Annotated in this window: 20 protein-coding genes and 2 pseudogenes; 12 read left to right on the top strand and 10 right to left on the bottom strand. The window is 40.2% G+C overall.

What is annotated here, in order from left to right:
• Positions 1-74: 74 nt before the first annotated feature.
• Positions 75-974, bottom strand: a complete 900-nt coding sequence (locus tag BG00_RS10400) for a LysR substrate-binding domain-containing protein (RefSeq protein ID WP_036982422.1) — start codon at positions 972-974, stop codon at positions 75-77.
• Between the two features lie 124 nt (positions 975-1,098).
• On the opposite strand from BG00_RS10400, the pseudogene BG00_RS10405 reads away from it, so the two are divergent.
• The 3 genes and pseudogenes from BG00_RS10405 (at position 1,099) to BG00_RS10415 (ending at position 3,316) form a co-directional block, all read left to right on the top strand.
• Positions 1,099-1,550: pseudogene (locus BG00_RS10405) on the top strand (DoxX family protein).
• 78 nt (positions 1,551-1,628) lie between these two features.
• Positions 1,629-2,579 (top strand): glutathione S-transferase family protein, encoded by a 951-nt coding sequence (locus BG00_RS10410; RefSeq protein ID WP_036982424.1) that lies wholly within the window; start codon positions 1,629-1,631, stop codon positions 2,577-2,579.
• 29 nt (positions 2,580-2,608) lie between these two features.
• A complete protein-coding gene (locus BG00_RS10415; RefSeq protein WP_036982427.1) occupies positions 2,609-3,316 on the top strand; it encodes a pirin family protein in 708 nt (235 codons plus the stop codon).
• 72 nt (positions 3,317-3,388) lie between these two features.
• Here the strand turns inward: BG00_RS10415 and BG00_RS17865 are convergent.
• A pseudogene (locus BG00_RS17865) lies at positions 3,389-3,814 on the bottom strand (methyl-accepting chemotaxis protein); the annotation flags it as partial.
• A gap of 352 nt (positions 3,815-4,166) precedes the next feature.
• Between BG00_RS17865 and helD the strand changes: the two are divergent.
• Positions 4,167-6,299 (top strand): DNA helicase IV, encoded by a 2,133-nt coding sequence (helD, locus tag BG00_RS10425; RefSeq protein ID WP_036982431.1) that lies wholly within the window; start codon positions 4,167-4,169, stop codon positions 6,297-6,299.
• 37 nt (positions 6,300-6,336) lie between these two features.
• On the opposite strand, the gene BG00_RS10430 is transcribed toward helD, so the two are convergent.
• A complete protein-coding gene (locus tag BG00_RS10430) occupies positions 6,337-7,506 on the bottom strand; it encodes an MFS transporter (RefSeq protein ID WP_036982433.1) in 1,170 nt (389 codons plus the stop codon).
• 316 nt (positions 7,507-7,822) lie between these two features.
• Complete coding sequence (locus BG00_RS10435) at positions 7,823-8,770, bottom strand: sodium-dependent bicarbonate transport family permease (protein WP_036982435.1); 948 nt, start codon at positions 8,768-8,770, stop codon at positions 7,823-7,825.
• Between the two features lie 124 nt (positions 8,771-8,894).
• Here BG00_RS10435 and BG00_RS10440 point away from each other — a divergent pair, with 124 nt between their 5' ends.
• Complete coding sequence (locus BG00_RS10440) at positions 8,895-9,839, top strand: LysR family transcriptional regulator (protein WP_036982436.1); 945 nt, start codon at positions 8,895-8,897, stop codon at positions 9,837-9,839.
• 124 nt (positions 9,840-9,963) lie between these two features.
• On the top strand, positions 9,964-10,380 hold the full coding sequence (locus BG00_RS10445) for a hypothetical protein (RefSeq protein WP_036982437.1): 417 nt from the start codon (positions 9,964-9,966) through the stop codon (positions 10,378-10,380).
• A 340-nt stretch (positions 10,381-10,720) separates the two neighbouring features.
• On the opposite strand, the gene BG00_RS18110 is transcribed toward BG00_RS10445, so the two are convergent.
• Positions 10,721-10,879 carry a hypothetical protein gene (locus BG00_RS18110; protein ID WP_253861377.1) on the bottom strand — a complete coding sequence of 53 codons (159 nt, stop codon included), beginning with the start codon at positions 10,877-10,879 and terminating at the stop codon, positions 10,721-10,723.
• 181 nt (positions 10,880-11,060) lie between these two features.
• On the opposite strand from BG00_RS18110, the gene BG00_RS10455 reads away from it, so the two are divergent.
• Together BG00_RS10455 and BG00_RS10460 are read left to right on the top strand one after the other, a co-directional pair.
• The gene (locus BG00_RS10455; RefSeq protein WP_036982438.1) at positions 11,061-11,564 is read left to right on the top strand and encodes an Mpo1 family 2-hydroxy fatty acid dioxygenase; all 504 of its coding nucleotides are present in this window, start codon (positions 11,061-11,063) and stop codon (positions 11,562-11,564) included.
• A gap of 25 nt (positions 11,565-11,589) precedes the next feature.
• Complete coding sequence (locus BG00_RS10460; RefSeq protein WP_036982439.1) at positions 11,590-12,381, top strand: SDR family oxidoreductase; 792 nt, start codon at positions 11,590-11,592, stop codon at positions 12,379-12,381.
• Positions 12,382-12,536: 155 nt separating this feature from the next.
• Here the strand turns inward: BG00_RS10460 and BG00_RS10465 are convergent, their stop codons facing one another.
• The 3 genes from BG00_RS10465 to BG00_RS10475 all read right to left on the bottom strand — a co-directional run bounded on the left by BG00_RS10465 (position 12,537) and on the right by BG00_RS10475 (position 14,832).
• Positions 12,537-13,082, bottom strand: a complete 546-nt coding sequence (locus BG00_RS10465) for a DUF7010 family protein (RefSeq protein ID WP_036982440.1) — start codon at positions 13,080-13,082, stop codon at positions 12,537-12,539.
• 317 nt (positions 13,083-13,399) lie between these two features.
• Positions 13,400-13,579: a DUF6435 family protein gene (locus BG00_RS10470; RefSeq protein WP_036982442.1), complete on the bottom strand. Its 180-nt coding sequence runs from the start codon at positions 13,577-13,579 to the stop codon at positions 13,400-13,402.
• Positions 13,580-13,671: 92 nt separating this feature from the next.
• Positions 13,672-14,832 (bottom strand): PQQ-dependent sugar dehydrogenase, encoded by a 1,161-nt coding sequence (locus tag BG00_RS10475; RefSeq protein WP_036982443.1) that lies wholly within the window; start codon positions 14,830-14,832, stop codon positions 13,672-13,674.
• A 294-nt stretch (positions 14,833-15,126) separates the two neighbouring features.
• Between BG00_RS10475 and BG00_RS10480 the strand changes: the two genes are divergently transcribed.
• From BG00_RS10480 to BG00_RS10490, 3 genes are all read left to right on the top strand, one after another.
• Positions 15,127-16,170 (top strand): flavin reductase family protein, encoded by a 1,044-nt coding sequence (locus BG00_RS10480; protein WP_036982445.1) that lies wholly within the window; start codon positions 15,127-15,129, stop codon positions 16,168-16,170.
• Positions 16,167-17,219 (top strand): fatty acid desaturase family protein, encoded by a 1,053-nt coding sequence (locus BG00_RS10485; protein WP_036982447.1) that lies wholly within the window; start codon positions 16,167-16,169, stop codon positions 17,217-17,219. Before BG00_RS10480 ends, BG00_RS10485 begins: the two co-directional genes overlap by 4 nt.
• A gap of 225 nt (positions 17,220-17,444) precedes the next feature.
• The gene (locus tag BG00_RS10490; RefSeq protein ID WP_301336084.1) at positions 17,445-18,446 is read left to right on the top strand and encodes a branched-chain amino acid aminotransferase; all 1,002 of its coding nucleotides are present in this window, start codon (positions 17,445-17,447) and stop codon (positions 18,444-18,446) included.
• A gap of 375 nt (positions 18,447-18,821) precedes the next feature.
• Here the strand turns inward: BG00_RS10490 and BG00_RS10495 are convergent, their stop codons facing one another.
• Both BG00_RS10495 and BG00_RS10500 read right to left on the bottom strand, forming a co-directional pair.
• On the bottom strand, positions 18,822-21,377 hold the full coding sequence (locus BG00_RS10495; RefSeq protein ID WP_036982450.1) for a TonB-dependent receptor plug domain-containing protein: 2,556 nt from the start codon (positions 21,375-21,377) through the stop codon (positions 18,822-18,824).
• Positions 21,378-21,554: 177 nt separating this feature from the next.
• Complete coding sequence (locus tag BG00_RS10500; RefSeq protein ID WP_036982453.1) at positions 21,555-21,866, bottom strand: Mpo1-like protein; 312 nt, start codon at positions 21,864-21,866, stop codon at positions 21,555-21,557.
• Positions 21,867-22,023: 157 nt separating this feature from the next.
• On the opposite strand from BG00_RS10500, the gene BG00_RS10505 reads away from it, so the two are divergent.
• Positions 22,024-24,180 (top strand): prolyl oligopeptidase family serine peptidase, encoded by a 2,157-nt coding sequence (locus BG00_RS10505; protein WP_036982456.1) that lies wholly within the window; start codon positions 22,024-22,026, stop codon positions 24,178-24,180.
• Positions 24,181-24,194: the final 14 nt, after the last annotated feature.

Here is a 24,194-nt window from a genome sequence, read left to right on the forward strand (position 1 = left end):
CATCTATTAGTGATTAAAAAAGCCCATGCTAATTTTGTTAGCATGGGCTTTTGCATTTATGTAGTTGGCTTATTTCATGTCTGTAAATTATTGTCGATTAAAAGTTGAGTCAATTTTTTTAATCCTTTACCTTTGTTGGTTATTTTCCATGCAAGGTATAAGTCTTGAATAGGACGTGGTTCAATGAGCTCCACAACATGAAGTGTTTTAGCTTTAATATGTTCAGCAATAAGGTTTACTGGTAAATAACCAATCCCGATTCCCGATAAAATAGCGGTAATTTTTTGTTTTACGGAGCTTACATAAAAACGTTGACTACCTTCGATTAAATTAGCTGACCACGGAATACTTTGTTTTGCAGAATCATGAACTATCACAGTGGTGTATTGACCAAGAACACTAGGCTTGATTGGTTTTTGCTCTTTTACTAAAGGGTGGGATGGGTGAACCACAAGTACATTTTGAATATCCGTTATTTTCACTGCCCTGATCCCTTTTTGAGCAGGCACGGGGGCGGGTGCACCAATCACTAAGTCAACATTGTCTTCTATTAATGCCTCCCATGTACCGCTCATGACCTCTTCTTTTACATCAATTTCAATGCTTTTATGTTCAATTAAAAATTGTTGCAAAGCAGCAAAAACATTAGTTACGTCAATAATTGAGTCACAAGCAATCCGTATTCTAGGCTCCCAGCCATTAGCTATGGTTTGTGTTTGCTCCGATAAATTATTTATAGCATTGAGCACTTTACGCCCCTCGCTCAGTAAATGTTTACCTGCGGGGGTTAAAACTGCTCGCCGACCTTGGCGCTGAAACAAGGTTACATTTAATTGCTCTTCAAGTTTATTAACAATATACGACAGGGCTGATGGCACTTTATTAAGTTGTTCTGCAGCGGCTGCATAACTGCCACGATGCTCAATGGCGTCTAATACCAGTAAAGCTTCTATGCTAATAGGGGGTGTATTCATCATCATACCAAATATTAACTGTTCAAAATATTTGAACATATAAAGCAAATAATAGGAGTTATTTAATTTTAATTCAACTTATACAATAGCTGCATAATCAACAAAAACAATACAGGTAAACATTATGACGATTAAAAATATCCAGCTGCCATCACAAAAACTGAACAGTCTTTTGCAACACTACCATTAAGGCTTATTGCAGGATTAGTGTTTAGTGCTCATGGGGCACAAAAACTGTTTGCATGGTTTGGTGGCTATGGCTTGGAAGGTACAGGGCAATGGATGGAGTCGATTGGCTTAGCACCGGGCTATTTAATGGCATTAATGGCGGGTGGCGCTGAATTTTTTGGTGGATTACTACTCATCGTTGGTTTGCTGGTGCGTCCTGCGAGTTTTGTACTGGCTATCACTATGGTGGTTGCTATTTTTACCGTACATATAGATAACGGCTTATTTATGAGCAACAACGGTTACGAGTTTGGTTTATCGTTGTTGGCAATTACCTTAGCCTTATTTATTCAAGGAGCTGGAAAGCTATCCCTTGATGGAAAAATTCATAACAAATTAAACCAATAAGCTGATCATATAACTGATTGAATTTTAAGCTGCCAATCTGCGTAAGGTTGGCACATTCTACATACTTAGGAGACGGACATGGGATTACTTGTTAACGGTGAATGGGTCGATAAATGGTACGACACCGAAAAAAGCGACGGTAAATTTGTACGTCAAGACAGCCGTTTTAGGGATACTATTTCATCAGCGCCACAAAGCAAATTCCCCCCTGAGGCGGGGCGTTATCATTTATATGTATCGCTGGCGTGCCCATGGGCGCACAGAACGATTATTTTTCGTAAATTGAAGCAGCTCGAAGATATTATTTCTATGAGCATTGTTGAAGCGCCAATGATGGAAAACGGCTGGGAATTTGGCGAGCAGGGCGATCCACTTTATAACTTAGATTACGCCTATCAATTATATTTAAAAGCCGATCCTAGTTATGAAGGGCGGGTTACTGTGCCGATTTTATGGGATAAAAAAACGCAAACTATTGTAAATAATGAATCAATAGAGATCATTCGTATGCTTAATAGTGCGTTTAATGAGCTAACTGGCAATACTGATGATTATTATCCAGAACCACTTCGTGAAGAAATCGAAGCCGTGAATAACCGTGTCTATAACACCATTAATAATGGCGTATATAAAGCCGGTTTTGCTACTACACAAGAGGCTTACAACGAGGCTTACACCGCACTATTTGATAGTTTAGACTGGCTAGAAGCGCGTTTAGCTAAGCAGCGCTATCTCGTTGGTGATGTTATTACAGAAGCTGATTGGCGTTTATTTACAACCCTTATTCGCTTTGATGCGGTGTATCACGGGCATTTTAAGTGTAACCGTCAAAAATTAAGCGAGTTTCACCATATTAGCAATTACGTTAACGAGCTGTACCAAGTACCGGGTGTTAAAGAAACCGTCGATTTAGAGTACACAAAGGTGCATTACTATGTAAGCCACTTAACGATTAATCCAACACAAATAGTACCGCTGGGTGCAAAGCATCATTTTGATGCTTCACACGACCGTGAACGTCCATATTAATTAATGTTTATTCTTTTTGAGGAAAGACCATGATCAATCATTATCCAAAGAACAGTTTAGGCAGTGCCGATCACGGTTGGCTTAAATCTAAACATCATTTTAGTTTTGCACATTACTATAATCCAGCTCGTATGGGCTTTGGTACATTACGCGTTGTTAATGATGATTGGGTTGCACCTGAAATGGGATTTGGAGCGCATCCACACAAAAATATGGAAATTATTAGTTTCATACGCAGTGGTGCCATTACTCATCAAGATAGTATGGGTAATAAAGGTATAACCGAGCAAGGAGAAGTGCAGGTAATGAGTGCAGGCACAGGCATTGTGCATTCTGAGTATAATCGTACCAATAAGCCTCTTACTTTTTATCAAATTTGGATTCAAAGTAATAAACAAGATGTGCCGCCGCGTTGGGAAAGTAAAAAATTTCCGACCGACGTAGCTAACGAGCTTACGCTTTTAGTGTCGGGTTATGCAGAAGATGCGGGTAACTCCTTATTTATCAATCAACAAACACGCATTTATGGTGGAAAGCTTGCAAAAGGTACCACCATCACTCAGCGTATTGATCATCAAGCTTATGTACTTGCATCTGATGGTGTATTTACTGTAGATGACAAAAACAGTGTAATTACCATGAACAAAGGGGATGGTGCTGAGGTCACTCATGCTGATTTTATCACGCTAACTGCAACAACAGAGTGTGAAATAATTATTATTGATACACTAGCCTAGGCTATTCGGCTTAGTTGGGTTTATCTTAATGGCGCAGTAAACGCTGCGCCATTGTTTTACAAGCTTACAACACTATACCTTAAAGCTATCTACTTGCGATTTCATTTGCTTGTAAAGCGCTGATATATTTTTTGACGGTAGTGTTGTTTGCTCAGAGATTTGTTTCATTTGTGCTGCTTGTGCGGTTTCGGCCGACATTTGCTGCACTTTTTCAAAGGTGTGAGTTAGGTTGCTAAAAATACTAATAACGGCATCAAAATTACTTAGTGTGGCATTAGCATTTGTTTGACTGTTTTTAAAAGAATCTGATGACGCTTTTACATTGTTATTTAATCGTTGGATCATTGTATCTATTTCATCGGTGCTTTGTTGTGTGCGGGTAGCCAACATTCTAATCTCATCAGCGACAACGGCAAACCCTCGGCCTTGCTCACCAGCTCTGGCAGCCTCAATCGCGGCATTTAACGCTAATAAGTTAGTTTGTGAAGCGGTCTTTGACTTGTTCAGCGTTTTATAAAAACTCTGCTTTATTGGTCTCATTATCGCCTGTGGCACTGAGTAGATTTTCCAGTGCAATACGTGCTTGGTATATGTCTCTGTCAGCATTTAAAATAACGGTAACGGCTTCAAAAAAAGGTTTCGGTTTGCCTTTTCATCGCGTTGTCTTGTATGTAGAGTAAACATTAGTCACAGTAGGAAGTTATGCCAAGGAAATAGATAAATTGATTGGTTGTTTTTTGTTCTACTTTAACGCGTTGAAAATTTTACCGCCAGATTTATTATCCTTACAGCGCGTATTACCTTAAAATAGCGTTAATTAGTTCATTTTTATAAAGGAATTCTGCTGTTAATGAATTCTATTTTCCCCAGCGTATTTGGCCGCCTGTTTACCCCACACCTCGCTGTTGATATTAATCAACAAGGTTTAGTCATTAACAACAAAAAGCTCACAGATACACTGAATTGGTGCGATTTAACCTCGCCTATTTGTTATGAATATGGGGTGCTTGGACAAACACTACGTTTTTCAACACAGTCTGGGCAGTATCGAGTGTGGATGAGGGCTTATGGTAGTCACCGAATACTTAAAGCCAAGACGGATCAGCTATGGGTCACTAATAATATTGAACCATTAAATGAGCTGCTAGAAAATATTAACCAATTTGCACATCATCAATTTTTGCGTCAATCCTATGTGGCAGATATAAAACAGCGCGTTAAACAACAATACAACCGCTGGTTACCTTGGATAAAAAAGAGTGAGGCATTGGCAGTCGTTAGCACGCAAATAAAACTACTCGAACAATATAGTCAGTGGAGCGATTCATTAACTCGCTTTTTACAGCATAAATACACACAGACACAGTTGCAGCGTTATGCTGGTTTTTTCGATAACGTTGAAGCAAACCCACTTACTGAAAAGCAAAGACGGGCATGTATTATCGATGACGATAATAACCTCGTATTAGCCGGAGCCGGCACAGGTAAAACCAGTGTAATGGTGGCGCGAGCGGGCTATTTAGTTAACAGTGAGCAAGCTAATTACGATGATATTTTATTACTCGCCTATGGTAAGCAAGCTGCCAGTGAAATGGACGAACGTATTAAAACTAAGCTGAAAACACAGGCTATAAAAACCGCCACTTTTCACAGCTTAGGTTTAACAATTATTGGTGAGGTTGAGAGAAAAACGCCTAAAATATCTAAACTTGCTGAAAACGAAACAGCTAAAATAAAATGGGTTGAAAGGTGTTTTGAATCGCTTGCTAATGCTAAGCCACAGTATGCTAAAGCATTGGTAAACTATATAAATAACAATCTTAATGACGTTAAAAGTGGGTTTGAATTAAGCACTGCAAAGCCTAATCATATAGCGCTTCTAAAAGAGATAAAAGCTGGCGGTTATTTAACCAAATTAGCGACATTATTTAGTCAATTAATTAGCGTGTATAAAACAGCAAATATAACGCTTGAGAACGATTCAAAGCAGATACAGCAGGCTTGGAAATTATTAAAGCCATTATTAGCCAACTATAACCATTATTTAGATACTCAAGGTGAAATAGACTTTGACGATATGATCCTCAAAGCCCTCGATTATGTTAATACAGGAAAGTTTATATCACCTTGGCGTTATATCATGGTTGATGAATTTCAAGATATATCGCCTACGCGTGCGGCGTTGGTTAAAGCGCTGCGCGATAGTAAGCCTGGAAGCTCATTGTTTGTAGTAGGCGATGACTGGCAAGCTATTTACCGTTTTAGTGGTGCTGATATGCGCCTTACCACAGAATTTGCCGCACATTTTGGTTTTACCACACAAACCATATTGGATGTTACTTTTCGTTTTAATAATAAAATTAGTGAGGTTGCTTCATGTTTTATCATGAAAAACCCTGCCCAGTTAGCTAAGCAAATTAACTCGTTATCACAAGTGACAGAGCCCGCTATTAGCGTATTAAAAACAGCGAATGTTGTCTCAAGCAAAAATACAAAAATAGCTGAGCTAAATAATGGGGCACTTGCCCATTTACTCGACACTATCAACAAAAATAAGCCCGCTGTTGTGTATTTACTGGCACGCTATCGCTTTCAGTTACCTACTAAAGCCGATATTAACGCCTTGCAGCACACCTTTGCTTCATTACAAATTGAGTGTGATACCTTTCATGGTTCAAAGGGTAAAGAAGCCGATTATGTAGTTATATTAGGTATGCATGGCGGGCAATTTGGATTTCCAAGCACTAAGCCATCGCCTGCAATGTTAGAAGCTCTCTTACCCGCTAAAGATTTGTATGTCCATAGCGAAGAGCGACGCTTATTTTATGTGGCGCTCACTCGTGCTAAACACAAGGTGTTTATCATAAGTGATGACAACAACCGCAGCTGTTTTGTTGACGAGCTCATAAACGAGCATCAAATTGAGCTAAAAGAGTTAAAAAACATAAGCAGTACAGTGTTAGCGCAGGTAAAAACCGCTTAGTGGCAAACGAATAAGCTTAAGCGGTTTATCGCGTTAGTTAACCTGCAACAGGGGTGTTACCTGTAGGTATTTTTTTCATACTTTTTATGAGCATATAAATACAGGTGGTAATTAAACAACCACCTAAATAAATAAGCACACCATGGCTTGCATCAGAAAAATGCGTTGCCAACAACGGGCCTAATACAGAGCCGACACTGTAGCTGAGCAGCATTATTTCAGTGGCTGACACTATTTTTGCCATAGGTAAGGAGTCACACGCTAAAGTAATTGCAATCGGATAAAGTGCAAAACTACACGCACCTAATACAAAGTAACTTACAACTAATCCGCCAAAGCTATGTGCGTTTAATATTCCCATTACGCTGGCAGCACCAACAAAACAAAAAATAGCCATAAGTAAGCTTTTTATAATACGGGTTGATAAATAACTCACTAAAGGTTGCACCAGCATACCACCTAAAATAATCACCGCCATAAGTAAGCCGGTATATTGGGCTTGATCAGTTTGCGCGGCTATATAAACTGGTAATAACCCGTAAATAGGGCCTAGTAATAATCCCGATACTAAACAGCCTAAAATAGCAGGGCGGCTTAGAGTTTTTAACTCTTTAAGTGGCAGCTTTTGTAATTGCTGAGCATTAGGTTGGCCTGTGGTAATTAATAATGGAGCTAAAATAGCCAACGCCAAAAGGGCTACGACAAATAAATACGGTACGGCACCTTCAGTGCCAAGCGGTGTGATTGCTAATTGCCCCACAGCGCTGCCACCATATAAAGAGGTCATATATAAACCTAAGCGTTTAGCTCGCGCCTTAGGAGTATTTGCCATTAACAACCACGACTCAACCACGACAAATACTCCCGCAACAGCAATACCAGCAATAAAGCGAGCAGTTAACCACATAGTGGCTGTAGGGGAAATGATCTGTGCAATAACACTGATGATCAGCAACATTAAAAATGCGATAAATGCCATACGGTGGCCAATTTTTACTACCACACGCTCAATACACAGCGCGCCAATAAGTAAACCAAAATAAAAGACGCTGGCAAGCCAAGGCGCAAGATCAATACTTAACTTAAAAGCACTCAGTGATAACGGGATCAGGCTCATTAAAAAGCCCGAAGCAATAGCAAAAAAAGATAAACCAATAACAGGGGCTAAAGGATTATTTGATTTACTATTAGCGGCAAGTTCCACCATTAGATTATTCCGATAAAAAGGGTTTAAATAATTGCTGATTTAGGTGTGATAGTGGCGCGATTATTTGAAGCAGATTAATTTGGCTGCGAATTTATGCTGCTTTTTATACCAAGTAAAGTGTTTTTTAGTTGCTCAATCAAAATAATTTTTAAAATGTTTTTTTACGTAAACTAATCGCTTAATTGCAATCTGATTGTAGAAATAAGTTAGCGTTTTTGTTTTATATTTGTTGAGTTTTTAAAAAGGGTAATAACTTAATAATGGCGGGGCATAATTAAAAAATAAAAGCCCATGTTGGGCTTTATTGGTGTTTATTTTAGTGCATGGCAAGCGCAAACTTATGGTACAAACCAATACCAACAATCACATTAAACGGAAACGTTACCCCTAAAGAGCTCAGCATAGCTAGGCCAATATCAGCCTTGGGAACGGCTGCTTTAATCGCCGCAGGGGCTGCAATATAGGACGCACTAGCCACTAAACTACCGAGTATCACCACCGAGCCTAATTCCAATTTTAATAGTGTGCCTACAGTTACGCCGATAGTACCTAAAAATAGCGGAGTGACAATAGTAAATGCAGCGAGTCTCCAATGCTGCCAAGGAAATGGGCGCAGAGTTTGCGCAGCCACTAAACCCATTTCAAGTAAAAATAACGCCAGTACTACTTTAAAACTACTGGTTAAAAGACTGGTTACTTGGCTGCCTTGCTGTGTGCCGTACATCATTCCGATGATCACACCGCCTACCAATAAAATCACGCTTTTGTTAGTGAGTGTTTCGTGCCAAAGCGCTTTGAGCGACAGTGTATTACTTTGGCTATGTTGTTGGTCGAGTTTACGATACAGTATTAAACCGACAATAATGGCAGGTAATTCGAGCATCACTAAATACAGTGTAACCTCAGCACCTACCTCTAATTTAGCCGACTCTGCATAAGCCAATGCAACTGCAAAGGTACCTGCACTTACCGAGCCATAATGCGCGGCAATACTGGCGCTATTGGCCACACTGAGTCTAACAATATATTTTAAAATAGGGTAAAGAGTGAGGGGAATAAGGCCACCGAGTAACATAACCGAGGCCATTTCAGGAAGAAGCTGCCAGCTTAAGTTTCCATGCAGCACCATACCACCTTTTAACCCTATGGTGAGCATTAACAATAGACTTAGTGTGTCATAAGTGGCTTTAGGTATCGCTAAATCAGAACGTAAAATCCCCGCCACTAATCCTAAAATAAAAAACATTACGACGATATCAGGCACACTGTTCTCCTTTTTGTTATTAGTTACTCAATTTGTTAAACGGCGCTATTGTAAACCTATCTTTGTATAGTAAATAATAAAATGAATGATAGTATCTTATAGATAAAAATCTATGAGGTGAATAATGAACACAAGGCAGCTATCATTTAGGCTACTCGAAGTCTTTATGAGTGTAGTTAAAACCGGCTCCATTAGCGAAACAGCTCGGCAATTGCATTTAACCCAGCCTACCGTTTCTTTGCAAATTAAGCGCTTACAAGAAGCCGTTAATGAGCCTTTAATTGTTATGCAACAGCAAAAATTACAGGTTACCGAGGCTGGCTTACAATTATTTAGAACTTGTGAGCAAGTGTTTGGGCACTTTGATGATTACCAAGACTATTTAGCCGAGCTTAAAGGCGGGGAGCGCGGGCGCTGTAAAATTGCCATGGTAAACACTGCACAATATATTTTGCCTAAGTTACTTGGGCCTTACAGTAATGCCCATCCTCATGTAGAGCTGCCATTAGAAATTGGCAACCGCTCTGCAGTATTAGCGCGTTTTGAACGTGGAGAAGACGACATTTATGTGTTTAGCCACCCACCATCACTTGAACATGCCCAAGCTGCGCGTTTTTTACATAACCCCTTGGTCTTTATTGTGCCGCTTGATCATCCGCTTGCCGATGTAAAAGCATTAACATTAGCTGATTTAATGCCATATCGATTTTTATTAAGAGAGCCAGGCTCTGCTACGCGTATGCTTTTTGAAAGCGAATTACAAAGCCGTGGTTTAGTCCTTAGCGATAGCGTGCAAATGGCCAGTAACGAAGCCATACGAGTTGCTGTTTCCTCGGGAATGGGGGTTGCGGTGCTTTCCCATCATGTATTACCAAAAGGTGATAACAGTTTTAAAGTGCTCAATGTAACCGACACCTGCTTAGCAAGCCATTGGTATTTTGTAGTGCGCACAGACAGGCATATTTCTCATGCTGCGCGCAGCTTTTTAAAATTTGCCCAGCTGAATTTAGAGCAATATCTCGATAAGCAATGGGTGCGTAATGAGCTAAATGGGCTTAATTTAAAATAAAGAGTTAAAGCGAAGCGAATAACAAATATAAGTTGGTATTAAAGTTGCTGTAGTTATTCCATACACGTATCTAAGTGAAAATAGTTAAAGATAGATATTTTAACGCAAAAATGGATTTGAGCTGATGACATCAATAACCTTTAAATATCAATATAATACTTATGTTAGTACAATAAATAAACCGGCAAAAGCTGACGAAGTAGCGGCAACTTCTGGCCCTGTGGCAACAGCTAAAACCAGTGATAGCGAACAAACACAAATCGCAAGCACTAAGCCACAAGACAAAAGCTTTTCAGAAAATGCGCAAGAGGCGCTTATTTATCAACGATTAGGGGTTGATAAAGAAAAAATTGCTGAGTTAAAAGCAGCAATCGATGCATTGGCAGAAAAACTTCAAGAGCAAGGTGCTGATATAGAGACCATTAAAGAGCAGCTTGCAGAGTTACAAAAAATGCTAGAGCAAGAATACGAAAAAGGCACTGATCGAATGGTCATGCAACCTACGCATGAAAATGGCAAGCTTGTAACCGCGTTAGCTTAGATAACGACACGTTGCAAGCTCATTTACTTCTGATTTTAAATAGATTTTAAGAATTATGCACAAATAGGGCAAAGAGACGCTGCGCTTTTAGAGAAGTTATCTAAACCATAACTTTCATCTGCAACCAAAAAACCAAGCTTGGGCATATAAAAAGTATCAACATGCCTACACTAAGCAAGTTGCCTTTAAAGAGATTAAAGTCATCAAAAATTCTCTGTCACTTATATTTAAATAAATACCTACCCAAAAAAATATCTAAACTAAGCATTATCATTAGCCACACTAAGCCTAGCTTTAAAGAATCTAGGTAATTTGTAGGGGCAACCCATGGCAGGGCTAACTAAGTTATAGCAAAAATAATGGCGATGCCTGAGAATAAACTAAGTGTTTTAGCGCGTCGTTGCCCATATAATCGATGCAGAACTCGCACCCGAATGTTGCCATTAATTTTCTCGCCTAAAGCAAGTAATAAGCCTATGGCTAGGGCTTTTAATAACATGATGATTTCCTTAAATTACAAAGGCCAACAGTTAAACATTTATTTCAAATAGTTTACATCAATACCCAATTACAGAGCCATTAGTTAGCCTTTTAATTTATAACCATCGGTATTTGTTGTTATTGTGCGCACTTTTTTATAAGGTGAATTTTGCTTATAAAAATAACAACGGGATCAACCGATGAAAACTCTACAACAACAACTTGGCCAGTATGGCTTGTATCATCGTTCAAAGCGTAACGTATTAACTCATTTTTTTGGTATTCCACTCATTGTGTTTGCCGCTTTATGCTTACTCGCCCGAATTGAAATCCCTATTGCTAATTTTAGCATTGATGGCGCGCAAATTTTTGTATTAGCCTCTGTGGTTTACTATTTTATGTTGAGCTTTTCGCTTGGTTTAATCATGGGAATTATTTTCACTTTATTACTGGTAGCTGCACAACCAATTGCTGCTATGGCTTTGGTGCCATGGTTAGCAATTGGAGTTGGGGTGTTTGTATTTGGCTGGGTATTACAATTTATTGGTCATTATTTTGAAGGTAAAAAGCCCGCATTTGTTGATGATTTAGTTGGCTTAATTATTGGCCCTTTGTATGTCACTGTTGAGCTGTTGTTTTTGATGGGCTTTTATAAAAATTTAGAACAGCAAGTGAATGAAATAGCGGGCCCAACTAAAGCATAATCAGTTAATAAATATAAGGTAAACCATGGATTATAATAATAAAACAGTGTGGATAACCGGCGCATCATCAGGTATTGGTGAAGAACTTGCAAAACAATTTGCAGAGCAAGGTGCAAAGGTTATTTTATCAGCGCGAAATACCGATAAACTCAACCAAGTAAAAGACGAGTTAAAAGGCGAGGGGCATCGTATTATCCCGCTTGATTTATCAATGCCTGAAACCGTTTTGCACGATGTTTCAGCACAAATAGACAGTTTAGGCCCGATTGATATTTTAATAAATAACGGCGGTGTATCACAACGTAGCTTATTTTTAGAAAACGACTTTAAAGTGTACCGGCAACTTATGGAAGTAAACTACTTTGGCTTAATTGCACTCACTAAAGCGGTATTACCTTCAATGGTAGCGCGTAAAAGCGGCTCTGTAGTGGCTATTAGTAGTGTGGCAGGCAAAGTAGGATCTAAGTTCAGAACCGGATATTCAGGCAGTAAATACGCTGTAGTAGGCTTTATGGATTGCTTACGAGCAGAAGTGACAGAGCACAACATACATTGCTTAACTATTTGCCCAGGCTCCATTAAAACGGCTATTGCCCATAACTCATTAAACGAGCAGGGAGAGGCACAAAATAAGCCTGAACCCTCTATAGAAAATGGTATGAACGTTAATGTTGCCGCGTCAAAAATGATCACCGCAATTTACAATAAAAAAGATGAAGTAGTGGTTGGCCAAGGGTTAAGTGGTTGGGCACCGTTTATAAAACGGTTTTTCCCTAGTTTATTTAATCGCTTAACCGCCAAGGTAGAATATAAATAGGCTGAGAATTAGTGAACTGTTAGCAAAAATTTAAGTTAAATTTGTGCTGACAGTGTACTTCTATTTTTTAAATAATGGAGACGTTAAAGTTAATGATGCATAGTGTTAAGCTAAGAGTATCTTTATCTGTAACTTTCCTTTTAGATAACAATTCGTTACGAGGCTTTTACTGCTGACTCTTTTGATTTATTGAAGATCACAATAGAAAATATAACTTCTGTTATGCCGCCAACAAAAGCACCAATGACGAAGTTAGCATTTAATAATATACAAACTACTCCCGCTAGCATAAGCACAGCACCTAAAAGCCAATAAACTTTTGCACCATATAAAGTATTAAAAATTAAATAACGCACACCTATTGCCAACAGCATTATTGGATAAAACCATTGCAGATGCAGCTTAGAAACATAGAAGGCGAGGAAAAAACCAACAAATAAAATAACGGTACTTTCTAAAGCAAGTTTGCCTAATGGGTTTGTGGAGTCATGTTGTCCAGGGCGCTTAAGTACTTTTGATAGCAACATAGCCAGCGGGTGTATAAACATACCACCAATAAACAGGGTAAGCATACTCGCTTTAGTTGAGTACAGTACTGCAATTAAACCAGCACAACACCAAACTAACCCAGAAATAACAACACCTGTTGCGCCACCAAAATAGGCGAGATCCATGTCTTTTTGTGCTTGCTTAAATTCCATAAATACCCCGTGACCTAAAAGTGGATATCCCTCAAACAGAGGAAAGTAATTATTGGTTAATAATTCCACTAATTAACTTTAATGTAAACAACTGATTATTCGAGAAATAAAATGGCTTTTGAATGTCGCACCAATAGGGCTGTAATAACGTGATGGGGGAAATGCAAAGTGAACTTATAAGAAGTGTATTTAATTTTACTTAGTTGGGTAAATGTTTATCGAAGTTATTTAGTCGGGGAAATACAAACCCCGCACTGTTAATGCGGGGGATAAATTTAAACTTATTTGTTTAATGTTTAATGTTTAATGTTTAATGTTTACTGGGCCTTTTTGGCTTCGAGCGCTTCTATTTCATTCCAGATTTTTTCAGCCTCATCAGTTAACATCGCATAGCTTTTTATATCGCCTTTTCTTTGCGCTTGCATGCCTTGTTCTAATTTTACGTCGTATTCTTTACGTAATTTTTTGATTGGATCTGGCTTTAAAAATGAAAACATCAACACCCTCGTTGTTAATTAGCTAGTTACAGTAACAATACGCAGTGAAGACGCAAAAAGTTTGCTGTTACTGTAATTAGCGTATTAAAAGATTACTGTGGGTCAAGGCGCACAATGCCTTGGCCGTCTAATCCTAAGTAAATAGTGCCATCATCACTTTGTGCTAGGCTGCGAATTCGGCCAATGCCTTCCAGTAATTTACTTTGTTTAACGACATTGCCATCTGCTATTTCAAGTATGCTAATAAAGGCGTATTTCATTGAAGCGAGTAAAAATTTTCCTTTAAGCTCAGGATATTTGTCACCTTTTACGAGCAGCATGTCAGAAGGGGCAATAGACGGTGTCCACTGCAATGTGGGCGCTTGCATGCCTGATTTTTCGGTTAAATCGGTAAACGAGGTGCCGCTGTAGTTAATACCGTAACTCACCACTGGCCAGCCGTAGTTAGTTTTAGGTTTAATCATATTAAGCTCATCGCCGCCACGTGGGCCGTGTTCGTGTGCCCAAAATACATTATTTTCACCATCGAACCACATGCCTTGTGGATTACGATGCCCGTAAGACCAAATCGCTGGTTTTGCGTCTTTTTGGTTTACAAATGGGTTGTCGGTTGGAATTTTACCATCGTCGTGTAAACGATAAATTTTACCGCCATCGCGGCTTAAATCTTGTGGGTTAATATCTCGCGAGCCGCGATCGCCAATCGAAAAATACACATAGTTTTGGTTATCAAACACAATGCGGCTGCCGTAGTGCTGGCCTTTTTTAGAGTTATGTTCGCCTTTGTATAATTGTTGTGGCTCGCGCAATTGGCTGTGATCGTTAGTTAGCTTTGCACGCATAAGTGCGGTGTTACTGCCAGCACCGTCACCTTCACTGCTTGAGTAAGTGATATACAGCCATTGATTATTAGCAAAATCAGGATGCAGCTCTAAATCAAGTAGGCCGCCTTGGCCGTTGGCATCAATTTTAGGTAGCCCAGTGATTTTAGTTAAGCTGGTGGTATTTTTACGCAATAAATATAAGGTGCCACTGCGCTCGGTTATTAATAAATCACCGTTTGGCAGAGCCTCAATAGCCCACGGAATGGAAACCCCTTGGGCAACAGTGACTGGTTTTACATTAAGCGCTAATTTATCCAGTTCTTTAAAATCAACTGCATGAGCACTAAGGCTGGTAAGCGCCGAAAATGCTAATGCACAACTGGCTGTGGCAAGTATAGAAAATTTTTTACGCGTTGTTACTTTGTTCATAATGGCTTCCAAAATTAACTAAATTTTAACTACCTTAGCACGCTATTTATCATGGTGTTAAGTATTTGGGATAAGTACAAGTGCACGCAATTTAATCGTTCTCCAATAGGTACTTAAGCGTTGTTAACCTTTAAATACCGCTCTAGAGAAATTGAATAATTACTCTAATGGGGTTGAAATTTAAAAATTCGAGCGTACACTTGTGCGCTGAGGTTTGGGCTTACACGTGTATGCTCAAATATAAAGCCCAGCAGAAACTAATGGGTAGTCGATTTAAATAGAGAATTTATAACCATGTTAACTCCGGTATTAGACCAATTTTCAAAATGGTTTTTACACCATCAAAGCTTTGCAGCTTATATTGAGCCAATAATGCAAAAGTTTAAACCTGCGTGGCGCGCTGACCTTTTTCGAGCCAAGGTTGTTGATGTTCAAGCGCTAAGCGGGCGATTTTTAAGTATTTCACTTAAACCAAGTAAAAAGTGGCCTATACATATTGCTGGTCAACACATTAGCTTAACGGTGGAAGCTAATGGACGTTTGCTTACTCGAGTGTTTACTTTGGCATGCAGCCCCGCACAATATAAGGCGACAGGTTTACTTCGTTTATTAGTAAAAACAGATCAGCAAGGTCATTTTACAAGCCAATTGCAAAATGCATTAGCGGTGCAGGCATGGTGTAATATTTCTCCACCAAGTGGCGACTTTGTATTTAAAAGCTGGCACAAACCCAGCACGTTTATTGCTGGTGGTTCGGGAATTACGCCTATGCTTGCTATGCTTGATCAGCAGCTAGGTAATACTGAGCATCAGATAAAATTAATTTACTTTGCTAAAGCAGGTGAGCATCAATGCACTAATGAGTTAAAAATGCTGACACAGCAATATAATCATTTTTCTTACGTACTGCTTACACGGGATCGAAGCCCATATTTAACTACTCATATAAATACGGACGATAATCCTGATATATATTGCTGTGGTCCTGCTGGCTTTATGCAAGAAGTTGCAGATTTTACTCGTCTACTTAATTTAACCTATTACCAAGAATCGTTTGCTCTATCCATGCCTAAATTGACTGACGACAATCATTTTTCAGTAATAATAAATAAAGACACGCATGTAGTGACTAGTAATGAGGTGCTATTAAACCAGTTTGAAGCAAAAAAACTCCCTGTGCAGCGTGGTTGCGGCATTGGTATTTGCCATCAATGCCAGTGCATTAAAAAGTCGGGAGTGGTGCGTAATTTAAAAACTAATCAATTATCAGATATTGGTGAGCAGTTAATTCAACTGTGTGTGAGCCAAGCCGTTAGCGATTTGGAGTTACAGCTATGACAACTATAAATTATCAACAGTTAGCCGATGATTTAGATGAAATTAAAATGTCGACATTAGCTACAGTTGGGCAAAAGGATGCAAACTATATTCGTTCTATTGTGCGTAAGCAGCGGTTTTGCGAAATAGGCGGACGGATTTTATTGATGCTTGGCTTTGTACAGCCATTATTGTGGGTAGCGGGTGTTTTATTACTTGGTTTGGCTAAAATTCTCGACAACATGGAAATTGGCCACAATGTAATGCATGGTCAATACGATTGGATGAACGACAAACAGCTTAACTCTAAAAGCTACGAGTGGGATATAGCCTGCGATGGCCAAAGCTGGAACCGCGTTCATAACTTTGAACATCATACTTACACTAACATTATCGGAAAAGATCGTGACTTTGGTTATGGCTTATTAAGGTTGAGCAATGACTTTAAATGGCGACTAAAAAATACATGGCAGTTTATTACTTATTTAAATCTGAGCGTGCTGTTTCAGTGGGGCGTGTCGTATCACGAGCTCGCAGGCGAGCGAGTCTTTATAGGTAAAAAGAAACCAAACCGTGAAGGTGCTGTGGCGCATAGCACGTTAAAAAAACGCTTTTTTAGTAAAGGGGCGCGCCAACTAATTAAAGACTATGTGTTATTTCCAGTTTTGGCGGGGCCATTATTTTTGTGGGTATTAAGCGGTAATTTGCTGGCAAACTTAATTCGTAACCTATGGACCTCAACCATTATTTTTTGTGGCCATTTTACCGAGCAAACCCATACCTTTTATGAGCAAGACTGCAAAAACGAAAGCCAAGGGCAGTGGTATTATCGCCAAGCGCTGGGGTCGTCAAACATTAAAGGGGCACGTTGGTTTCATATTTTAACTGGGCATTTAAGCTTTCAAATAGAGCATCATTTATTTCCTGATTTGCCATCGTCCCGTTATCAAGAAATTGCGCCTAAAGTACAAGCTGCATTACAAAAGCAGGGCATTGCTTATAATACTGGCGGATTTTTTCATCAATACACCTCAGTGTTAAAGCGTATATTGCGTTATTCATTTAAATAGAGGTTAATAAAATAACCGCTACTATTATGTATGCATTAAATAATCAGCTAACCTTAAATTGTTAGCTGATTATTGCATTAAAGTGTTGGTAAACGCTTTTTTGATTAAATAACCATCAGTGCATGCAAAAAATTCGTCTAATTAATTTAAAAACAGCCTGTTTTGCTATGGTTAAATAGTAGCGGGTTGTCATACAATGGGGAAAAATAGACCACACAAGAGAGAATAAAAATGGCCGCATTTGGTACTGTGTTTATGCCGCAGATGGTTCAAGCTAAGTTTTCTGACAATCAGTGGGGCGAAAGCTCAATCGTTCCTTGCGATAAGCTTGAGTTGCATGCAGGTGCACACGTTCTTCATTATTCAAGTACATGTTTTGAAGGGTTAAAAGCCTTTCGCCATGAAGATGGTTCAGTAAATATTTTTAGAATGGATGCAAACATTGCACGTATGCAGCAAAGTTCTGAATTATTAAGTTTACCAGCGGTTGATGGCGAGATGCTAAAAACAATGATCATCGATATTGTTCGTGAATACGCCGATGAAACGCCGCTTCCTCCTGGTTCTATGTATATTCGCCCAACGCACATTGGTACTGAAGCTGCCATTGGCAAAGCGGCTGCGCCTTCAATGAGTTCACTGCTTTACACTTTATTATCGCCAGTGGGTGATTACTTTTCAGGTGGCGCTACCGCGTTACGTGTTTTATTAGAAGAAGACGGCATGCGCTGTGCCCCGCATATGGGTATGATCAAAAGTGGTGGTAACTACGCCAGTGCATTAGGACCAATTTCAGCAGCGCGCACTAAATACAAAGCGGATCAAATTTTATTTTGCCCAGGTGGCGATGTGCAAGAAACCGGCGCGGCCAACTTTATATTAATTGATGGCAACGAAATAATTACTAAAGCACTCGACAGCACCTTTTTACATGGTGTTACTCGTAATAGTATTTTAACCATTGCGAAAGATTTAGGAATGACGGTAAGCGAGCGTAACTTTACCGTAACTGAGCTTTTAGAGCGTGCAGCAAAACCAGGCACTGAAGCAGCACTTTCAGGCACTGCAGCAGTATTAACACCAGTAGGTACGTTTATCCATAACGATAAAGAATACAAAGTGGGTAATGGTGAACCAGGACCAACAACAGCACGTTTACGTCAAGCATTGAACGATATTCAATGGGGTAAAAGTGAAGATACACACGGTTGGTTAACTAAAATCTAATCGGGTTCTAGGGTCTGTTGACCTTGGCGGATTAAAATTTGTTCAAACTAGGGGCGGTTTAATCGCGGCGCGAGGTTTGTAACCTAGTGGGCTAAGTAAAAACCGAGCAAAGCTTCCGCGTCCTGCTCACGCCCCTTACCTACATCCATGTAGGCAACAAAGAGTAAATCGTCCCTAGGCAGAACCCTTCGGGCAGCGCCTGTTTGGCATTGATGCTGCGTTATCGCCTATTTATGGGGAATAACCACACCACATAGGCTCTGCCTTGCCTAAATACCAAACAGACTGCTGCAAATTTAACCTTGAAAGATCAACAGACCCTAATCTATTAAAAAGCCACACTAAATAGTGTGGCTTTTTGTTTTTAGCTGCAGCTTAAAATTTCATTTCAACTTTGCCGTAAACATAGCGGCCATTAAAACCAAATGGCGAAAAGCCCGAGTAAGAGAACAAACGAGAGAAAGTGGTTACATCGCTCACTAAATCACGAGTTGGATCTGGGTATACATCAAACACATTATTCGCGCCTAAGCTCAGAGTAATGTTGTTATTAAGTGAATAGGCAACATCTAAGTCGGTGATCCACTTTGGCTTGAGCACTTCGTTACGCTCTGGAATTTCTGATGGGTCTTGTGTTTCACCATAGCGAGTGCTGCGAAGTGTGGTACGCCATTCGTTTAGTGTCCATGTCGCGCTTAGGTTGTATTTATTACGCGGGGTACTTACTTCAAAACGGCGTAGTTCATTACCCGAAAACAAATTATCTTGTTCAACACCTACGCTTTGTAGCTCAGCGGGTGGGGCAATAATATTGGTCACTTCGTTTTTGCCGTAGTTATAGCCTAAATTAAACGCTACATCGCCGTAGTTATCGGTCACTAGGTTGTAAGAGGCAACCACATCAACGCCACGGGTTTTGCTATCAATCGCGTTTAAGAAAAACCGCCCTTGGTTAGCCCCTGTGCCCTCAAGTAAGCTTGCTACACCTGCGCCCGACAGGTTATTTGATAACACAATACGGTCATCAATTAATATTTGGTAATAATCAACAGATAAGCTGAAATTAAAGTCGGTTGACCAGGTAAAACCTACCCCGTAGTTGGTGGCTTCTTCTGCATCTAAGCCCGGTGATCCCAATGCAACGGCTACATCACTACTTGGGGCAAACGTCCCTGTTTGTGTTGGAATACCATCAACAAACACGGTCGCTACTGAAGTAAAATATTGTTGTTGCAGAGAGGGCGCTCTAAAGCCGGTTGATACAGAGCCGCGTAATGCTAAATCTTCTGTTAGCGTATAACGGGTAGCAATTTTACCATTAAGCGTATCACCAAAGTCAGAGTAGTCTTCGTAACGCGCTGCGACGGCAACGTTCCAGTTATCTGTAATAAAGGCTTCTAAATCAACGTAAAGGCTAACGTTATGGCGGCTGTTATCACCCGCAGACTCAGGTGTGAAACCGGGGAATACTTGCGAACCTGCAGAGCCAAATGGGCCATTAACTGGATCGGTTACTGCGCCACCAGGGCCAAAAGTGCCTTGTGCGTATGAGGCTTCTTCGCCTGCTTGAATTTCGTAGCCTTCACGACGATACTCAGCGCCCACTGCGACGTTAATTCCACTAGCTAAAAAGTCAGCATCAATCTCGCGGCTAAAATCAAGGTTAATAGTCAGCTGATCGTAAGTAAGTGTACCGGCATCAAAACTGGTTTGACTGCTAGGCCCATATGAGGTGTTTAAGCTATCAATAACACCAAAGTTAAAGGCATCTTGGCCGTATACAGCAGAAGCGTCGTAATTCCATTCATTAGCAAAACCTTTTACGCCAAGTGCTAACGAAAAATCGTCAATATCTGAGGTGATCACCGGTAAAAAGCCATCAGGATAAATATCTGCTATGTTACGGCTGTCTTGTGCGCGACGATAAAAACCTCCGCCCTCGCCTTCACGCTTGCTGTAAGAGCCAAACGAGTAGAGCTCGGCATCGTTAGTTAATTGATAACCAGCATTATAAAACAGCGCGAAGTCTTCAACGGTGCCATTGCCAAAGTTATGATTGTAACGATCCCATGTGAACTCACGCGGATCAAGAGAGCCATCAGGTAGGCGGGCGTAATTTTCGCGCTGGTCATAATCAGAGCGATTCGTTGAGCTACGATCGCGATATTCAGTAGAAATACTTAAAAAGCCGTTATCGCCCAATTCAAACCCCATATTACCTTGCAGGGTTAAGGTTTGGCCGTCGGTCAGCGAGCGGTCGCTGCCTTCATTAAAGGCTAAGTTGCCATTGGCGTCTTCAGAAACGGATTCTAGTTGAGGCACACCCTGCATTTCGGTTATGTTTGCTCCATATACAGCACCTAGGCTGCCGCCACTGCTATTACTTTTAAGGACAATATTAATCACACCGGCAATAGCGTCTGAGCCATATTGCGCTGCGGCACCGTCGCGCAATACTTCTATTCGCTCAATGGCATTGGCTGGAATAGCGTTTAAATCAACCGATGATGACCCACGACCGGTTGAACCGTTTAAATTAAGCAGTGCATTACTATGGCGACGTTTACCATTGACGAGCACTAAGGTGTGATCAGGTGCTAAGCCACGCAGTTGAGCGGGGCGCACATGGTCGCTGCCATCGGTGATTGATGGCTGAGGGAAATTAAAGCTTGGTAATAAAGTGCTCAGTAGTGCATTGGTTTCAGTTTGCCCTGAACTTTTTAGGGCATCACCGCTAATGATATCAATCGGAACTGGGCTGTCTTCAACTGTGCGGCCGAGTCGGCGAGAGCCAATTACACTAATTTGTTCAATATTTTCTTCTGCTTGTGTGTCTTGCTGTGCGGCATTTACCGACCAGGATCCAAGTAGTGCAATGGTAACACTGAGTGTAATGGTTTTTTTTGCTGTAAATAGCTGTTTTAGTTGCATGATTAGTTTCCCTCATTCAATGCTCTACAGGTAATTCAATTATTAATGAACTAATTGAAATTTCTGTTGTCAAGGTAGACCATTTTTACAACCAAGGTCAATTGAATTACATTCAATCTACAATTTATTTACAGTGGCAGGTGGAGTATTTGAGTAGCTTGTAGCGTAAGTCGCCATTTACCATTTGATTTTACCTGTGAGCATATCTTTAAACATTACCCAATCGCCCCATAAACTATACAACGGGTGCTTAAATGTAGCAGGGCGGTTTTTTTCAAAAAAGAAATGCCCAACCCACGCAAAGCCATAACCAATCACTGGTAATAACCATAACAACATAAGTTGTGAGCTAAAAAACGCATAGCCTGTTAGTAACAGTACTAAACTACTGCCTATAAAATGCAATCTACGACAGGTTTGATTACGATGCTCTTTTAAGTAATAAGGGTAAAAGCGTTTAAAGCTTGTAAAGGATTGGGTTTCTGTCATTACTTAGCCTATTGGTGTTTTAACGTTGTTCATTAAAGTATTTAAGCGTAACTAAGCGCAGGTTAACAGCGATAAATGACGTTTACCGCATCTTAATAGACACAAGCAGTAAAAGTTAATAACTTAGAGTGATTATCAACAAGGGAATAAAATAACAATGCTAAAAAAAACACTGACCTGTGCGGTTGTAATCGCACTTGCGGGTTGTTCACAACCTGCAGAAAACACCACTCAAAATGAAGTAAAAACAGCGATGAAAGCAGTTAACTATCTAAATTACCCTGAAACTAAAAAAGGCACAGTGGTTGACACTTACTTTGGTGAAAATGTGGCTGATCCGTATCGTTGGTTAGAAGATGATATGAGTGATGAAACGGCTCAATGGGTTAAAACACAAAATAACCTAACCTTTTCTTATTTAGAGCAAATACCGTACAGAGATACGTTAAAGCAGCGCCTTGAAAAGTTAATGAACTACGAAAAAATCAGCGCGCCGTTCACCGAAGGTGATTACACCTATTTTTACAAAAATGATGGCCTGCAAAATCAGTACGTTTTATACCGCAGTAAAGACGGAGGCGAGGCTGAGATTTTCTTAGATCCTAATACCTTTAGTGAAGATGGTACCACTTCAATGTCGGGCTTATCATTTTCAGAAGACGGCTCATTGTTAGCATACCAAATATCGGAAGGTGGCAGTGATTGGCGTAAAATCATTGTTATAGACACCGAAACCAAAGAGCAAGTAGAGCAAGCACTGGTTGATGTTAAATTTAGTGGCGTAAGTTGGTTGGCAAATGATGGTTTTTATTATTCAAGCTACGACAAACCAGAAGGCAGTGAGCTTTCTGCAAAAACTGATCAACATAAAGTGTACTACCATAAATTAGGCCAAGCCCAAAGCGAGGATACGCTAGTATTTGGCGATACCGCTGAGCAAAAACACCGTTATGTGGGCGCTAAAGCGACCAAAGATGGCCGCTATTTGTTTATTAGTGCTAGCGTATCGACCTCAGGCAATAAATTATTTATTAAAGATTTAACTAAGCCAGATAGCGAGTTTGTTACCGTAGTGGGTAATACCGACTCTGATACCAGCGTGATTGATAACGAAGGCAGCAAGCTATTTTTGGTTACTAACTTAAATGCTCCAAATAAAAAAGTAGTGACGGTTGATGCAAGCAACCCGCAACCTGAAAACTGGCAAGACTTTATTCCAGAAACCGAAAACGTACTTAATGTAACGCTTGGCGGTAACACATTCTTTGCCAACTACATGGTTGATGCTATTTCTAAAGTGAAGCAGTACAACAAGCAGGGCGAATTGATCCGCGATATTAGTTTACCAGGCGTTGGTACGGCGGCTGGCTTTGGCGGTAAAAAAGAGCAAACTACGCTTTATTACTCATTTACTAACTATAAAACCCCTGGCACGACTTACAGCTTTGATGTACAAAGCGGTGAGTCAAAAGTATATCGTAAGTCAGGGATTGATTTTAATAGCGACAACTACACCTCAGAGCAAGTATTTTATACCTCTAAAGACGGCACTAAAGTACCGATGATTATTACTTACAAAAGTGATATTGAATTAGACGGTAGCAACCCAACTATTTTATATGGCTATGGTGGCTTTAATATAAGCTTAACACCTCGCTTTAGCTCTACAACAGCGGCTTGGCTTGAGCAAGGAGGCGTATACGCAGTGGCAAACATTCGTGGCGGCGGTGAGTATGGTAAAGAGTGGCATAAAGCAGGTACGCAATTGCAAAAGCAAAACGTATTTGACGACTTTATTGCCGCCGCACAATACTTACAAGATAAAAAATACACCTCTAAAAAGCGCCTAGCACTGCGAGGTGGTTCAAACGGCGGGTTATTAGTCGGTGCCGTAATGACCCAGCGACCTGACTTATTTCAAGTGGCGCTACCTGCGGTAGGCGTACTGGATATGCTTCGTTATCATACCTTTACAGCGGGTGCTGGCTGGGCATACGATTACGGTACTAGCGACCAAAGTAAAGAAATGTTTGATTACTTAAAAGGCTACTCGCCAATACATAATGTAAAAGCAGGGGTTGAATATCCGGCGACGATGATCACTACAGGCGATCATGATGACCGCGTTGTACCGTCGCATTCATTTAAATTTGCAGCAGAGCTTCAAGCGAAGCAAGCGGGTACTAACCCAACGCTTATTCGTATTGAAACCAATGCAGGCCATGGTGCAGGTACACCAACCAGTAAAATTATTGATCTTTATGCCGACATGTACGGTTTTACGCTTTACAACATGGGCATTAAATCACTTTAATGTGACTTTATAAG

The organism is Pseudoalteromonas sp. SCSIO_11900 (assembly GCF_000576475.1).
In the GTDB taxonomy this organism is placed as follows: domain Bacteria; phylum Pseudomonadota; class Gammaproteobacteria; order Enterobacterales; family Alteromonadaceae; genus Pseudoalteromonas; species Pseudoalteromonas tetraodonis.